This is a genomic window from Lactococcus cremoris subsp. cremoris KW2 (assembly GCF_000468955.1).
Lineage (GTDB): Bacteria > Bacillota > Bacilli > Lactobacillales > Streptococcaceae > Lactococcus > Lactococcus cremoris.
The window spans coordinates 1451999-1467676 of record NC_022369.1; the positions used below are offsets into that span (position 1 = coordinate 1451999).

Consider the following 15678-nt stretch of genomic DNA (forward strand, 5'->3'; position numbering starts at 1 on the left):
ATATTACAAAAATAAATCGATTGTGTAGCTCTACAAGTGCACACATAGATAAAACTTGTAAATAATAAACGTCTAAAGTAATAAATTTACAAATTTGGTGGCTAGGGATGAACTTAATCTCAAATACAGTATAAAGAATTCAAAAAGAAAAACCGCTCTATTGAGCGGTTTCTTAGTCTATAAGATTCTATATAAACTGGATAATGGAGGCGAGGGGAGTCGAACCCCTGTCCAAACACCTTGCTACATCAACGTCTACAACCATAGGACTTTCTCAAATTTAACAAAATGCCAAAGCCAGTCTCAAACAGCGACATTTTGCAGGACTTTAAATCTCTTTTGCTGCGTCAAGTCTCCACAACAACGTATCTGACTAAAAGTTTAGGCCGTCAAATTGCCATCAGTGAGCAAAAATCAGGCACGCATGGTGCTGTTTAGGCTGCCATTGCGTAAGTTTGTGTATTATTTTTAGCAGTTATATTTATCTGCGGATGATTATCCTGATCCCTCAGCAGTTGCAGTTCATGCGCGACAATGCCTGTCGAATCCGTAACGCCCCCAAATTTTAAGGAGAGAGTTACTGATTATTCTGTCAGTAAATCTTTGAACCTCGAAGTCTAATTATAGCATATTTTAACTTTTCTGTCAGTAAAATTTCATTAAAGTATGTATTTTATATGAGAAAAGTGAGCTGACAGGCTCATTTATCATTTGATTCAAAGCTGTCAGTAAATTCTTTAAAACTCTTCTTCATCAATTTGTTGAATTTCTTGTAGTTTAGTGATTAAATACTGGTCAGTAGAATATTTCTTCATCAGCTCTTCTAATAATTGATTACGCACCACATAATTACTAAAAAGATGCAATTTTTCTTCATAGCTTTCGAGCACTTTTTCGGTCCGTTTAATATTGTCATAAACCGCTTGACGGCTGATATTAAATTCTTCTGCTATTTCAGCCAAACTATAATCGTCAGCATAATAAAGTTCAATGTAGTTCATTTGCTTGTCAGTTAAAAGTGTCGCATAAAACTCAAAAAGCGTATTCATTCGATTGGTTTTTTCGATTTCCATAATGTCTATTATAGCAAAAATTAAGTGATTTTTTAGTTTTATTCTTAGTTTTAACTTATCATTTAAGTTTTTAAAAAAGTAATTTTTTTAACTCGTTTCTGCTGCCATTGACCCTTCATTTTTTTATTCAAAAATAATAATTTATTCTATACAAAGCTCCCTGTTTTCGTTATAATTAAAAGTATGAAAAAAATTTTAATTGCTGATGATGATCGGGCAATTTTGACCCTATTATCTTATAATTTTCGGCAAAATGATTACGAAGTAACCATCGTATCAGACGGAAAAAAAGCTTATGATAAAGCTCGAAAAAATCCCTTTGATTTGCTTCTTCTTGATTTAATGATGCCTGAATTTTCCGGAATTGAAGTCACTAAAAAGCTTCGTAAAGAAGGTAATTTTACACCAATTTTAATTTTAACTGCTCGCGATGATGATGAAATGAAACTGACAGGTCTGTCAGCAGGTTCTGATGAGTATTTAGATAAAACGACTCCAATGAAAGAAATCATTGTCAGAGCTGAAGGGCTCATTCGTAGAAATCAAATGTATAATCAAACAGCTTCTGATTCTGTCAGTGAATCTTTGGACGAAAGTCCTGCAACACTTGTTACTGACAGACTGGTCATTGATTTTACAAAAAAAGAAGTCACTTTTGATGCAAAAGTTTTAGACTTAACCAAACGAGAATTTGAAATTCTAGAACTCTTAGCAAAAAGACAAGGCGAAATCATCAGCCGTGAAGAACTTCTTCAACATTTTTGGGGAATTTCGGATACAGCAGAAACACGGACAATTGATGTCCTCATCTCAAAAATCCGTAAAAAACTAAATAATCATTATATCAAAACAAAACGAGGATTCGGTTACTATTTTGAAGAAAATGAAACTTAAACACATCATGCTGATGACAGTGCTGTACATCATTGCAACACTAAGCTTGGTGATTCTATCGAACCAAAATATCTTAGAAAATGATACAAATAGGGTATTAAAAACAATAGATCAAATACAGCTTTTTTTAGAAAAACATCCTGATAATCCCTTACCCGCTAACTTTGAACATCTTTCAAAAAATACGGTAAATTCAGATACTAAAAAAATTAAAAATGGCGCTGCCTATGCTCGAAGTTTAGATTCTAAAGATATCACAGTTACCAGTCCTATCTTTAGTGAAGGACAAATCGATGGCTATTTGAAAGTTACAGAAAATCGCACGTCTACTTTCTTTACCGATTTTGCAATTATCATTTTTGCTATTTTATTTTACTTGGCAGTTGCCATACAGGTTTTGAAATCTGCTCAGAGAGCTTATGTTTTTCGCGAAAATACTGTGGCTAAGATTAAAAATATTGAGCGAAGTCCTTTAACGCAAAGTTATCTGATGAATGAAAATGATGACAAGATTACAACTGAGCTCAATAAATTAGGCGAAAAAATCCAAAAACAAGCCTTATCACACACTGAAAAGAAAGAAAATCTCTACGAATTCATCGAGTTTTTCCAATTTCCCATTTTTATTTATAATAATAAGGGAAAAATTCGTCGAACAAATGCTTCTTTCAAAAATGAGTTTTCAGACACCGAGAATCTTGATATTTTCAGTCCTTATGCCGATTTCTTAAATTTTCTAGTTGACAAAATTTTACATCCAGATATACAAGAAAAACTTTTCTTCTTTGAAAAGCTTGGCGCTTATTATCAAGTCCGCATCACTCCACTGCCCGATCTTGATAGTCGCTTCATGGTAACCATGAATGATGTAAGTTCTTATCGTCGAACAGTTGATGCTCATAATGCCTTTATTGCCAACGTTTCTCATGAATTGAAAACACCGCTCACTTCAATAAAGGGCTTTGCCGAATTACTTGAAACAGACACTGTTTCTCCTTCTGAGACCAAAAACTTTGCTTCGATTATCCATAAAGAAAGTTCTCGTTTGATGAGCCTAGTTCAGGATACTCTACTACTTACTAAGCAAAATCAACGTATTGAGAAAAAGAAACTCAACCTTTCTGCTCTAATTCAAAATATTTTACAAAGCTCAAGTCCACAAATTTCTGAAAAATCTCTTCGTTTAGAAACACAAATTGAAGAGATTACTTTCAAAACCAATGAACAAATGGTACACAGTATTTTTGAAAATCTGATTGAAAATGCCATCAAATATACTCCTGCTCAGGGTCAAATTTTTGTCAGCTTACACCATGAACAAGATAAAATTATCTTCAGTGTTACTGACAATGGTCCTGGTTTAAGTGAAATTCAAAAAGAAAGAATCTTTGACCGCTTCTATCGTGCTGATGAGAGCCGAGCAGAGGTCAGCGGAACAGGATTGGGACTCGCCATTGTTGAAAAGAATGTCCAAGAACTTCATGGCACAATTGATGTGGTATCTATTCTTGGAAAAGGAACCACCTTTACCGTTAATCTTTGAGTGGTCATCAGTAAATTTACTTATCAAAATAAAAAAATATTAAGACCAAGTCTCTCCAATTACGATAGAATCAACTTATCAAGATTGGAGATTTTTTATGGCTAAAACTACTTTTCAGGGTATCCCTCGCCCACTCGTGCGTACTAATCAAACTTTTATTGTACTTAGCATTATTTTAGCAGTGGTCAGTAATTTTTATTGGATTCTTCTACTCCCGATTCTCGCCGGATTGTCTGGCATATTGTTTGAACGAAATTTTGTTATTCTTATTGCTAAACGTTTTTTAAAAAGAAAGGCCTCAGAATATGTTCTTGAAGATAAGTCCGACCTTCGTTTTAATCAAATTATTGCTACAAGCTTATTGAGTGCCAGCTTGATTGCTTCTCTTACCCATCACCCTATTTTGGCAATTGTTTTTGCCGCATTTGTTTTCCTCGCTGCTTCCATCGCTTTAAGTGGCTTTTGTGTGGGCTGTTGGATTCATTTTCAACTTCGTCAGTATCAATATCGTCGGCAAGTAAAAAAAGGACTTCATTAGGTCCTTTTTATCTTTCCAAATAAAATTCAAAACGGTCACCAACATATTGTGACAAAACATATTCAAAAGCAGTTCCATCTACCAGATAAGAAACCTGTGTTAAACCAAGTATAGCAGCTCCAACTCTTGTTTTTAAGTATTCTGATACTTCTGTACTGACTCTCTTTGCCGAAACAATTTGTTCACTCCGACCAATTTCATGCCCATGGCTTTCCAAAGTTTTAAAGAAATTACTAGTAATTTCTTTTTTATCAAAAGATTTCACTAATTTAAATGGAATACTTGCCACTTCATAACAAATGGGAACATTATCAGCATATCGAATCCGCTCCATTCGAATAATCGAATCTTTTTTAGTGATGTTCAACTTCTCACATTCAACTTCATTAGGAGCAGTTCTAATATAACTTAAGACTTCTGTTGAGGGAACCTTGCCTTGCGAACTGATAATTTCTGTAAAAGAAGTTGTTCCACGCATTTTTTCACGCACACGTCGGCTAGCAACGTAGGTTCCAGAACCTACTCGACGGTCGAGAATTCCCTCATCTACTAAAGCTGTCACAGCTTGTCTGGCTGTCATACGGCTAACTGTAAAACGCTCGGCTAAATCTCGTTCGCTTGGAAGACGTTGTCCAATTTTCCAGATGCCTTTTTCAACTTCATCTTTTAAGGCATCATGTATTTTTACATAATTTGGTACTGATTTTCTTGCCATAGTTCCCCCTAACTAAATAATAACAATATATACCACTTTAATATCTGTCTACCATTATATCATAGTTCAGTTGACTTACAAATCAAGAACATTTAAAATAATCGCAAATCTTATCTTCTATTGTTTTTAAAAATATAAAAAAGAATTAGCATGCACTAACTCTTTTTATTTTTAAATTATCTTTAATTATTTTGAAGGAACAGTAATTTTTCCATCAATGATATCTGTTTTGGCTTTGGCAACTGCATCTTTAATTTCTGAAGTTGCGTTATCAAGTCCTAAATCTACACCACCATTTTTAAGGTTGTAAGTAACGATTGTTCCACCAGGGAATTTACCGTCTTTAGTCTTGTCAGCAATATCTTTTACAACAGTTCCTACTTCTTTGATTGTTGAAACAAGAACGAAGTTAGAATCTTTACCGTCTTTAGATTTGTATTCTCCAAGGTATTCTTGGTCTTGGTCAACACCGATAACCCAAACTTTGTCAGCTTCATTTTTACTTGAGTTCAAGGCTTTAGCTTCACTGAAGACCCCTGTTCCTACGCCACCCGCACATTGGTAAACAACATCATCACCAGAGCCATACATTGCTGCTGCGATTGTTTTACCTTTAGCCGCATCAGAGAAAGAACCAGCATATTGAATATCAACTTTGATGTCTGATTTTACAGACTTAGCACCAGCTACATAACCTTTTTCAAAACGAGTAATAACATCTGATTGCATTCCACCGATGAAACCAATTTTGTTCGTTTTAGTTGCTTTGGCCGCAGCTACACCAGCAAGATAAGCACTTTCGTTATCTGCAAAAGTTGCTGAAGTTACATTCTTTTGGTCTTTAATGACAGAGTCAACGATAACAAAGTTAGATTTTGGATTATTTTTCGCTGCTGCTGATGTCGCATCTTGTAAAGAGAATCCAATACCAAACAAAAGTTTGTAACCTTGTTGCTCCGCAGAGTTATAGTTAGTCGTGTAATCTGAAGCTGAATTAGATTGGAAGTAAGTGTATCCAGTACCTTTTTTCAGGTTATTTTCTTTCCCCCAGCTTTGAAGACCTTCCCAAGCGGATTGGTTAAACGAACGGTCATTTACACCACCAGTATCGGTGACGATTGCTGCTTTAAGGTCAGTTTTTACTTTACCTGAAGTTCCAGATGCGTCATGTGAACGACATCCTGCAAGGACTGCGACTGATGCAAGTGCAATAGCACTAACTGCGATTACGCGTTTTTTCATGGAAAGGGTATCCTCCGAATTTTGTTTGGCTAAATTTAGCTTAAGACTATTTTAAGCTATATTGTATCTTTTTGCAAGCATAATTTAGCGAAATATTTCATTTTCTTGCTTAACGTTCGGAAATAACTAACAAAAACACAAAAAACATTTATATTTATCGGCAATTACCATTATTACTTTATATTTAAGACAAGACATGAAGCGCTTACTTTGATTGCAAATTGATATGCTATCTAAAGATAGCATATTTAACTTTTACATTTTTACTTAATCAAGGCTTTTAAAAGAATAAGGTAAAAGTCCTTCGACAGACGTTGCTTTTACTTTATCATCTTTTGAGATAAGATAAACTGGCATATCGGCTGGACAAAATTCTGCAAGTACTTGCCGACAAGCACCACAAGGGCTAATTGGTTCTTCTGTTTCTCCAAAAACATAGAGTGCATCAAAATCTTTGACACCTTCTGAAATTGCTTTAAAAATAGCTGTCCGTTCAGCACAATTTGATAAACCAAAACTAGCATTTTCAATATTGCAGCCTTTAATAACCTGACCATCAGCTGTTAGAAAAGCTGCTCCAACTGGAAAGTGTGAGTAAGGGACGTAGGCTAGACTTGCTGCCTCACGAGCAGCCGCTATCATCTCTTTAGTAGCTGTCATTTGAGGTAAGACCTTCCATAATTGCGACACCAGCAGAAACTCCAAGACGAGTTGCTCCAGCGTCAATCATTGCTTTTGCTTCTTCAAGATTATGAACACCACCAGAGGCTTTAACTCCCATATCTGGGCCTACAGTTTGACGCATTAATTTTACATCATGGACTGTCGCTCCTCCAGTTGAGAAACCTGTTGAAGTTTTGACAAAATCAGCACCAACAGCCTTAGCAATTTGGCAAGCTTTAATTTTTTCTTCGTCAGTCAAAAGACTTGTTTCAATAATCACCTTGAGTAGTTTATCGCCTTTCACAGCATTTACAGCTGCAATATCTGACTCAACAAGATCCCAATCCTTAGATTTGGCTGCACCAATATTAATGACCATGTCAATTTCGTCAGCCCCATTTTCAATGACGTTTTTAGCTTCAAATGCTTTGAGTTCAGAAGTATTAGCACCTAAAGGGAAGCCAATAACTGTACATACTTTTACATCAGAGTCTTTGAGTTCTTGACTGGCATAATTTACCCAAGTTGGGTTGATACAAACACTCATAAAATCATATTTTTTTGCTTCATCAATGATTTGTTGAACTTTAGATTTTGGAGCATCTGCCTTGAGAATAGTATGGTCAATATATTTATTAATTTGCATTGTATGTTCTTTCTATTTTTTTAATCTTAAATAAATCATTCCGACAATGAGATAGACAACGACGAAAATAATGATAAAAGCAATAAGTTGAATAAGCCAGCCCAAATTTTGTAAATATAATTTTGTGGCCGCCCCAGCTAAAGCTGACAGAATCACTTGCAAAGCCATCACTGGTGTTGGAATTTTTAAATCATTTTTCATCTTATCTGATAATCTCTATAATTTCTTTTTGCTCAATTTGCTGGTCACTAATGACTAAGCTATCATTGAATTCAGCAACTAATTCGTCAGTAATTTTTCGATTAGAATAGAGGCTGGCGATAAGCTCACCTACTTCAACTCGATCTCCTACTTTTTTGGTCAAGGTAACACCTGCTTCAAAATCAATTTCATCTGCTTTAGTTGCCCGTCCAGCACCTAATTTCATGGCAAGCAAGCCGATTCCTAACGCTTTTTCCTCAGAAATAAATCCTGATGCTTTGGCATGAATATCAACTTGATATTTCACTTTAAGAGGAGCTGTCAGCTGTTCAAAAGCAGATGGGTCACCCCCTTGGGCTTTAACCATTTCAACAAACTTTTTGTAAGCTAAGCCATTATTAAAATGCTCTAAAATTTCAGCTATTGATTTTTCGAGTCCCGCAAGTTGCAGCATAATTTGAGCAAGCTCAGCGATAAAGACTTGGAATTTTTTGGGTGCATTTCCTTGCAAAGTATTAACTGCTTCTGTCATTTCATTCCGATTCCCAATTGCAAAACCAAGCGGCTGACTCATATTAGTAATGACAGCCACGGTTTCACGACCGACAGATTTTCCAAGGTCGACCATTGTTTGAGCCAGAAGTCGTGCATCATCTACTGATTTCATGAAGGCACCATCGCCCACTGTGACATCCAGTAAAATAGCGTCAGAGCCTGCAGCAATTTTTTTAGACATGACCGAACTTGCAATTAAAGGGATAATATCAACAGTCGCCGTGACATCTCGAAGAGCATAGAGCAACTTATCAGCTTTAACTAATTCATCGGATTGGCCGATGATGGCAATTCCAGTTTCTTTAACTTGTTTGATAAATTCTTCTTCTGTTTTTTCAAACTTGAAACCTGGAATAGATTCTAATTTATCAAGTGTTCCCCCAGTATGTCCAAGACCTCGTCCTGACATTTTGGCAACTGGAACACCGAATGAAGCAACTAAAGGCGCCAAAATCAGCGTGACCTTGTCGCCCACCCCTCCGGTAGAATGTTTGTCCACTTTGATACCAGATATAGTTGACAAATCAAATTCTTTACCTGAATGAACCATAGCCATCGTGAGATAGGCAGTCTCTTGTGTCGTCATTCCTTTAAAATAAATTGCCATGGCCAAAGCCGACATTTGATAATCTGGCACAGTTCCATTGACATAATTTTCAATCATCCAATCGATTTCAGACTTGCTAAATGCTCCGCCGTCTCTCTTCTTTTGAATGAGATCAACCATTCGATAGGTCATAGACTTCTCCTCATTTTATATAATCAGTGATTAATCATTTATAACTTCTAAGAATAAAGTATCCTTTATCCCTTGCCACTAGCTGGCAGTTGCCAAAGACCTCTTCCATTTTTCTTTGAGCAGATGGAGCTCCTTGTTTTTTTTGAATTACAATTGTTAAATGTCCACCATCATTAAGATAATCAAAGGCACCAGTTAAAATTTCATGAACGACTTCTTTCCCAGCCCTAATGGGAGGATTTGAGATAATTGCATCATATTTTTCACTGACAGCTTCATAGATATTTGAAAGTTCAATTTCAGTATTACTGACAGCATTATCAATTGCATTTTGGCGACATAAATCAAGCGCCCGACTATTGACATCTACCATTGTCACACTTAAATCAAACTTTTTAGCTAAGGTCAGTCCCAGTGTTCCATAGCCACAGCCAACATCTAAAAGCGTTTTTGCGCCTTCGGGCTGATAGTTCTCTAATAAAACACGTGAACCATAATCAATTCCATTTTTTGAAAAGACACCACGATCAGTTTTAAAACGCATTGACAGTCCTAATAAATCAACTGTTAGTGTTTGGAAGTCATGCGAAAGATCTTGATTATCTTCATAATACATATTTGTTTTAACCATTGATTTAATTTTAACATAAAAGCCCTTTTTTATCTTCAAAAAATTTTTAGAAATTTCACCTATTTTGTAATCTCTTACACTTTTCACTGACCACTAAGCTCAAAAGTTGTCAGTAACATATTTAATACGCTTACAGATTTATTAGTTTTTTTACCTCGATAGACCAAAAATATGATAAAATATTTGTCATGAATGAATTCATTAATTTTGACGAAATTAGCCGTGAAACTTGGCAAAATCTTTACAATACTTCTATCGCCCCATTAACACATGATGAATTAGAATCAATTCGCTCACTCAATGACGAAATCAGCTTACAAGACGTGGAGGACGTCTATCTACCTCTGATTCATCTTCTTCGTTTATATAAAAAAAATTTAGAAGATATGAGCTATTCTAAGGGACTTTTTTTGCAAAAAATCGTCAAAACTCCTCCTTTGATTATTGGAATTTCGGGGTCAGTAGCCGTTGGTAAATCAACCACAGCAAGGCTCCTCCAACTTCTTCTCTCACGTGCATTTCCAAAATTAACTGTAGATTTAGTCACAACTGACGGATTTTTATACACAACTGATGATTTAAAAAATATGGGAATTCTCGACCGTAAAGGTTTTCCAGAAAGCTACGATATGGAAAAACTGACAAGTTTTCTTTATCATGTCAAAAATGGCGAAAGATTTGAAGTTCCGATTTATTCTCATGAAACTTATGATATTTTACCTAATCAAAGTCAAATTATTGACAGTCCCGATATTTTAATTGTTGAGGGGATTAATGTCTTACAAAATCCGCAAAATCAACTCCTTTACATCAGCGATTTTTATGATTTTTCAATCTATGTTGACGCTGACGAAAAACTCATTGAAAAATGGTACCTTGAACGCTTTGATAGTCTTTTAAAATTAGCAAAGTATGACCAAACAAATTTCTATCATCAATTTACAAAAATGCCTGAGGACAAAGTACTAAATTTAGCCCGTGAAACATGGGCACGTGTCAATCGTGTCAATCTCCGAGAATATATTGAACCCACAAGAAATCGGGCAGAAATCATTCTCCATAAGGCAGAAAATCATCACATTGATAAAATATATCTAAAAAAATTCTAAAAAAATTACTGACAAATCTGTCAGTAATTTTTTATTTATTTATTTTGCCTGACAGAACTGTCAGGCAAAATTAGAAATAATCTGCTGTATCATCATTTGGAAAAATGAATTTCTTTAAGATGAAAACACCGATAATCAAGATGAGAATGGCACTAGCAATCAAAAGAACGCCCACTAAACGTTCATGATAAGTCAATAATAATCGGATAAGCGAAGTAATTCCCAGTGATAATAAGAAAATCAGTGACACATGTCCCTTGTTTCTCAATGAAGTGATGATTAAAGTTAAAAATTCAAAGAAGATAAAGAAGGAAAGAATACTTTCCAAAATATCGTAATAATGAACTTCACTCTCAGAAAGAAAAGCCAGTAAAACGAGATTATAAACCTCTCTAAATAGAAAATAAACCATCAAAAGCCCAACTACCATGAGCAACATAAAACTAATTTTCGATAAAAGATTAGCAAATTTCAGTTCAATATGATTAAAAAAATTTTTCATAGGCCTTCTCCTTCTTTTCTCCTCATTAAAATATTTCTGTCAGTAAATTATGCTTATAAATCAGAAGATTGAACATAGTCTTGAACAAATTCGTCAATTTCAATATAAATATAGCACTTTTTATCGCTAATTTTCTTTCTAATTTCAGCTTCAATCTGATTTATAATTTCATAATCCTCTAACACAAGTTTGCTGACCAAATCAATTTTAGCCGCAATCAAGATTTCTGTTGGACCCAGATGAACCGTTTTGACATTAATTACTCGTTCAACCTCAGAACGTTCAAAGGCAGATAAAATCTTCTCTAAATCACTGTCTGTCACACGTTCCCCAACAATCAAACTATAAAATTCTCTAGTCAAGAAAATCGCCGCAGCCATCAATAAGAATCCAATCAACAAACCACTAATTGCATCAAAGATAGGATTGCCAGTAACCATTGTTAAAACAGTCCCTAAAAGAGCCAAAAGTAAACCAATGATTGCACACAAATCCTCAGTAAAAATAACTAAAATTTCACTATGACGACTCTCATGTAAAAATTTGAAAATAGGCAATTTTTCCGTGTTTAATTCACCAATTTCTTTAAAGGCAATTCTTAGTGAAGAACCCTCAATGAGCATACCTATCAGTAAAATCCCAATAATAATTCCAGTATTTTCTACAGTGTGGGCTGGATGAACAAGCTTATCGTAAGCCTCCATGACTCCGATAACCCCACCACCAAAAAATAGGAAAGTTGCCACAATCATACTAAAGAAATATTTCGCACGTGCCTCACCAAATTGATGCAAATTCGTACTTGCTTGTTTTGATCGACGGTCACCAAATAAAAGTAAAATTTGATTTCCACAATCCACCACCGAGTGAATACTTTCATTTAACATCGCAGCCGAACCTGATAAACCAAAACCAATAAACTTGCTAATTGCCACTAAAACATTTGCTCCAAGTGCTGCAAAAACTGCAAACATTCCTGAAGGTTTCTTTTCTTCCATAAATATCCCTTTTTCTATTCAATATATTATCTATTATAACATAAGCCCTAATTTAAGATTTAATCTGTTACTTTTATCTCAAAATAAAAGGTTCTCTCCATAGGAAAGAACCTCTAGAGAATAAATCAATAGACCTATCCTCAATACTATGTAAGAAAAGAAGTTAAATAAACACTTCATCAGAGTATTCCTTTAACTAAGATAATAATACATCATTTACAAAAAAGTGTCAATCCCTTAACGTAAACATTTTAGTGTCTATAAGATTTATCGCATAAACACTAAATTTCTTTTTCTAGAAGCAAAATTTCGAGCTCTTTTTTCTCCCGATTTATTTTTTCCAAACGATAAGTTAAACTCGTTTTATCTGTCTCTTCTTCCATTCCTAATAAAAATTCAATAGAAACATTAAAATAATTTGCCATTTCGAAAACACGACCAACACTTGGTTTTTTCTTGTATTTATAATTTTTCAAAGTATTTCGAGGATAACCTAATTCTCGTTCAACTTGATTAAAAGACTTATGAGCTTCTTTGATTAATAATTTTAATCTAGAGTAAACAAATAAATATTCTTGTGCCATTGTAGTTTTCCTTTTCTTTTCTAATAAATCTATTCTTCACTTATCTCTTCATCTTCCTTCCATGTCCAAGAACGAGAAAAGTCTTGATTTTGAAAAAGTGAAGCCAGACCGCTGAGTTGTTTCAAGCGAAGCAACTCCTCTTTGTCCATTCCAATGTGTTTCATAATCCACTGATCACTCAAACCCGATTCCACCAACTGCTGAACAATTTCTGTCATTAACTCAATTGAATGTGTTCCTCTAGCTCGATTGTGACGAATAGTACTGGCAATTCGATTTTCAAGTGGCCGGTCAATAATTGAAACAGGTAAACAATTTCCTTCCCGTTGAGCAATTTCTTCTGACCTTTTCATGACCAAATAGCGATGAAATCCATCAACAATCTCATAAAAATCATTTTCCTTATCGTAATAACAAACGATAGGCATCGTATAGCCATCTTCCAAAATAGAACGTTCCAGTAGCCGAAATTCAGGAGGTGCTGTTCGATTCGGATTATAAGCGTTAGCCCTAATCTTCTCGATAGGCACTCGTTTAATTTGATAAGCTGGGCTTATAAAAATGTCTCCCATTTTTCCATTGCCTCTTGTTTCTTTTGTAATTCATCTTTCGTTTGACCAAAACCCATATACTGACAAGAAGTGTCATTTTTCAAAATTGTAATGCACATCCTCTTATATGAGGGCACCAATCTAAAATTTTTAATAGGTACATCATCTGGATAGTTCTTAAAACGAATAAGCTCATAGGCCTGTTTATATTTGCGTTTATTGGTTGGAGCCCCCAAACATTCAAAATCCAATCCGCTTGTTTTCAATTCCTCGACGACATTTACCGGTAATGCCCCACCGGTTCTCATCCAATAGTCCATTGATGATTGGAACTTTTTACGATATACATTCCTGGTTTCTTCCGGCAAAGTATCCAGTAGAAATTCAACGTAAGACTGCCAAGTATGACCTTTGGGTAGGACCGCTCCACGATATCCCATCGCTTGCGTTCCTCCATAAAGGGCCGCAAAGTTTGCCCCATTGACTCGTCCCACCAACTTCCCCCATGTTTCAGGTTCTAAAGCTTGATAAAGTTTAAGCGAATGAACACCACACTGATGGAAAGGGTTAGCGACTCGCATCGATTTAAAAGGCACACCTGCTTGATAATATAAGTCATAGAGGTGATTATAATCAAACTCAAATTTAGCATTCGCTCGCCAAATATCTGCAAATAACCAATCATACATTGGGTAGAAATTAAAGACATCTTTACTAATACGATGACTGTAATTTGTTGTTCCAAATCGTGAGAATGTTTCATCTCGCGTCACCGCATTATAACGATTCAAACTTTCTTGGGCACGTATTCCAACCAAAACAGCCGTTCTAGTCGCCCCTTTTTCATTATGAAGCCACTGACAAAATTTACTTTGAAAATCATAATCTGACATTCCAACTTTGAAAAATGAAAAATCTTGATTTTCTAAATGAATGGCTCCTTTAGGAATAGTATTCAACCACAATTCCTTATGGTCTGGGTCCCAAGGTAACCAAGTCGATTGTGACATTGAAATTCCACAAGAAGCCGAAACAGGCAAACAAATATGATAATATTCAAACTCAGGATATTTTCCCATCGAACGATGAATATAATCTTTGGTTTCTTGATAATTTCCTTCATAATCCAAATAGAAAACTGAAACCTTTATTCCTTTTTCGGCCAATTTATGGCTTTTATAATAAAGATAAACCAATTCCAACATCAATCCTGAATCTTTACCACCAGAAAAAGAGATAATAAGATGGTCAAAATAATCACAAATATAATCTAATCTATGATTAAAAGCTTCGTAAACATTTTCTTTTTGATAAACCTTCACCATATCTTCCTTTCATTTAATTAATTGATTTCATTTTTTCAAAGCGCTCTGTCAAAACTATCAACACTTATATATTACACAAAACGAAATACTTTGTAAAAGTTTTTATCAAACTAAAAATTAACCAAAACAATTAATTTTTGAATAAAATAATGCTATAATATTCAAAAAAATAAGAAAAACTAACTGAAACAGATTATTTTTATTTTTTGATATTTAGAAGAATCCTCCCATAAAAGAAAGGATTTTATGCTTCATTTGAGTATAAAATGGGAATTGAAATGACAAAAGATACGAAAGAAATTATCGTTCGCAGCCTCTTAAACATCGCTTCCGAAAATGGCAAGATAAACATTGAAGAAATCGCCAAACGCTCTCACATCACTAGAACAACGATAACAAGCAATTTTAAAAATGGTGTTCCCAGTATTGTAGAATATATTTATTTAAACATCGTTGACGAAGTCAATCAGCAATTGCTACTGTATAATTGTGAGGAAGTCTCTCTGGAAATTCTTGCCGATATTATGCTTCCTATTCTTTGGAAACACAAAGCTGAGGCTCATATCATTTATAGTTCTCAGCTTCCCTTTCGTCTAATTAAGACAATTAGTGACCGAACTTGGAAATGGGCTGAGAAACGGTTCAATTTTCTCGTCAGAGAGCACGATTTATCAAATTATTTTACCGGACAAGAATTGCTCAAATATTTTAATGCACAACTTATTACCGTCTTAACTCTGTGGTTAGAGGCCGATATTCCGCTTGAATTAGAAAAATTTCGACCAAAATTTCTCTTTTTCATGAATTCTTCTGTCCATGAGCTGATTTTTAAAGGAATTGATTAAAACAAAAAAACGTAAATCAAAAGATTTACGTTTTTCAATTAAAGTTTTGTTTTTAAGGAGCAATACGTTTTCGAGCTGCTCTTTTTCTGCCCATTTCAATTTTTTCTTCTTTTTTCTTGATAGGATTGATAACTTTTGCTTTAACACCGATAGCTGCAGCAGTAATTCCTGCTAACAAAAGTGCATTCCCCGCCAAAAAGCCTTTAATAAATGTACGATTCATTTCTTTCTCCTCCTAATTTTATAGATAAATCATCAACTAAGAAAACTTCACTGAGATTTTCTTAGTTAACTCTACAAGCATATTTTAACATAAATGTTATA

General features: G+C 34.7%; 19 protein-coding genes and 1 other RNA gene. 5 read left to right on the forward strand and 15 right to left on the reverse strand.

Annotated elements, in window-relative coordinates; all coding sequences use genetic code 11:
• Positions 1 to 201: 201 nt before the first annotated feature.
• Both ssrA and KW2_RS06865 read right to left on the reverse strand, forming a co-directional pair.
• Positions 202 to 560: a transfer-messenger RNA gene (gene ssrA, locus KW2_RS11930) on the reverse strand.
• Between the two features lie 177 nt (positions 561 to 737).
• Positions 738 to 1073, reverse strand: coding sequence for a putative DNA-binding protein (locus KW2_RS06865; RefSeq protein ID WP_003130477.1), 336 nt, complete (start codon positions 1071 to 1073; stop codon positions 738 to 740).
• A 183-nt stretch (positions 1074 to 1256) separates the two neighbouring features.
• On the opposite strand from KW2_RS06865, the gene KW2_RS06870 reads away from it, so the two are divergent.
• The 3 genes from KW2_RS06870 (at position 1257) to KW2_RS06880 (ending at position 4048) form a co-directional block, all read left to right on the forward strand.
• Positions 1257 to 1967 (forward strand): response regulator transcription factor, encoded by a 711-nt coding sequence (locus KW2_RS06870; protein WP_011676390.1) that lies wholly within the window; start codon positions 1257 to 1259, stop codon positions 1965 to 1967.
• Positions 1957 to 3510, forward strand: a complete 1554-nt coding sequence (locus tag KW2_RS06875) for a sensor histidine kinase (protein ID WP_021037419.1) — start codon at positions 1957 to 1959, stop codon at positions 3508 to 3510. Before KW2_RS06870 ends, KW2_RS06875 begins: the two co-directional genes overlap by 11 nt.
• A gap of 97 nt (positions 3511 to 3607) precedes the next feature.
• Positions 3608 to 4048, forward strand: coding sequence for a DUF4395 domain-containing protein (locus KW2_RS06880; RefSeq protein WP_021037420.1), 441 nt, complete (start codon positions 3608 to 3610; stop codon positions 4046 to 4048).
• A 7-nt stretch (positions 4049 to 4055) separates the two neighbouring features.
• Here KW2_RS06880 and KW2_RS06885 read toward each other — a convergent pair whose 3' ends face one another.
• The 7 genes from KW2_RS06885 to KW2_RS06915 all read right to left on the reverse strand — a co-directional run bounded on the left by KW2_RS06885 (position 4056) and on the right by KW2_RS06915 (position 9440).
• Positions 4056 to 4763 carry a GntR family transcriptional regulator gene (locus KW2_RS06885; protein WP_011676393.1) on the reverse strand — a complete coding sequence of 236 codons (708 nt, stop codon included), beginning with the start codon at positions 4761 to 4763 and terminating at the stop codon, positions 4056 to 4058.
• A 186-nt stretch (positions 4764 to 4949) separates the two neighbouring features.
• Complete coding sequence (locus tag KW2_RS06890; RefSeq protein ID WP_021037421.1) at positions 4950 to 6005, reverse strand: BMP family lipoprotein; 1056 nt, start codon at positions 6003 to 6005, stop codon at positions 4950 to 4952.
• Between the two features lie 267 nt (positions 6006 to 6272).
• Positions 6273 to 6665 carry a cytidine deaminase gene (locus KW2_RS06895; protein WP_021037422.1) on the reverse strand — a complete coding sequence of 131 codons (393 nt, stop codon included), beginning with the start codon at positions 6663 to 6665 and terminating at the stop codon, positions 6273 to 6275.
• The gene (gene deoC / locus KW2_RS06900; RefSeq protein WP_021037423.1) at positions 6652 to 7314 is read right to left on the reverse strand and encodes a deoxyribose-phosphate aldolase; all 663 of its coding nucleotides are present in this window, start codon (positions 7312 to 7314) and stop codon (positions 6652 to 6654) included. Before deoC ends, KW2_RS06895 begins: the two co-directional genes overlap by 14 nt.
• Before the next feature lie 12 nt (positions 7315 to 7326).
• The gene (locus tag KW2_RS06905) at positions 7327 to 7515 is read right to left on the reverse strand and encodes a hypothetical protein (protein ID WP_011676397.1); all 189 of its coding nucleotides are present in this window, start codon (positions 7513 to 7515) and stop codon (positions 7327 to 7329) included.
• A 1-nt stretch (position 7516) separates the two neighbouring features.
• On the reverse strand, positions 7517 to 8809 hold the full coding sequence (locus tag KW2_RS06910; protein WP_021037424.1) for a pyrimidine-nucleoside phosphorylase: 1293 nt from the start codon (positions 8807 to 8809) through the stop codon (positions 7517 to 7519).
• A 34-nt stretch (positions 8810 to 8843) separates the two neighbouring features.
• Positions 8844 to 9440, reverse strand: coding sequence for a class I SAM-dependent methyltransferase (locus KW2_RS06915; RefSeq protein ID WP_011834977.1), 597 nt, complete (start codon positions 9438 to 9440; stop codon positions 8844 to 8846).
• A gap of 188 nt (positions 9441 to 9628) precedes the next feature.
• Between KW2_RS06915 and coaA the strand changes: the two genes are divergently transcribed.
• Positions 9629 to 10549 carry a type I pantothenate kinase gene (gene coaA, locus KW2_RS06920; RefSeq protein ID WP_011834976.1) on the forward strand — a complete coding sequence of 307 codons (921 nt, stop codon included), beginning with the start codon at positions 9629 to 9631 and terminating at the stop codon, positions 10547 to 10549.
• 70 nt (positions 10550 to 10619) lie between these two features.
• On the opposite strand, the gene psiE is transcribed toward coaA, so the two are convergent.
• From psiE to KW2_RS06945, 5 genes are all read right to left on the reverse strand, one after another.
• A complete protein-coding gene (gene psiE, locus KW2_RS06925) occupies positions 10620 to 11051 on the reverse strand; it encodes a phosphate-starvation-inducible protein PsiE (protein ID WP_011676401.1) in 432 nt (143 codons plus the stop codon).
• A gap of 53 nt (positions 11052 to 11104) precedes the next feature.
• On the reverse strand, positions 11105 to 12049 hold the full coding sequence (locus KW2_RS06930) for a cation diffusion facilitator family transporter (protein WP_021037426.1): 945 nt from the start codon (positions 12047 to 12049) through the stop codon (positions 11105 to 11107).
• A gap of 281 nt (positions 12050 to 12330) precedes the next feature.
• Positions 12331 to 12633, reverse strand: a complete 303-nt coding sequence (locus tag KW2_RS06935) for a helix-turn-helix domain-containing protein (protein WP_011676403.1) — start codon at positions 12631 to 12633, stop codon at positions 12331 to 12333.
• Between the two features lie 29 nt (positions 12634 to 12662).
• Positions 12663 to 13205, reverse strand: coding sequence for an IbrB-like domain-containing protein (locus KW2_RS06940; protein WP_021037427.1), 543 nt, complete (start codon positions 13203 to 13205; stop codon positions 12663 to 12665).
• Complete coding sequence (locus tag KW2_RS06945) at positions 13187 to 14506, reverse strand: DUF3440 domain-containing protein (RefSeq protein ID WP_041168722.1); 1320 nt, start codon at positions 14504 to 14506, stop codon at positions 13187 to 13189. The genes KW2_RS06940 and KW2_RS06945 overlap by 19 nt, the downstream gene beginning before the upstream one ends.
• Positions 14507 to 14775: 269 nt before the next feature.
• On the opposite strand from KW2_RS06945, the gene KW2_RS06950 reads away from it, so the two are divergent.
• Positions 14776 to 15354, forward strand: coding sequence for a transcriptional regulator (locus KW2_RS06950; protein WP_021037429.1), 579 nt, complete (start codon positions 14776 to 14778; stop codon positions 15352 to 15354).
• A 52-nt stretch (positions 15355 to 15406) separates the two neighbouring features.
• On the opposite strand, the gene KW2_RS06955 is transcribed toward KW2_RS06950, so the two are convergent.
• The gene (locus KW2_RS06955; protein ID WP_011834970.1) at positions 15407 to 15577 is read right to left on the reverse strand and encodes a DUF3042 family protein; all 171 of its coding nucleotides are present in this window, start codon (positions 15575 to 15577) and stop codon (positions 15407 to 15409) included.
• Positions 15578 to 15678 lie beyond the last annotated feature (101 nt).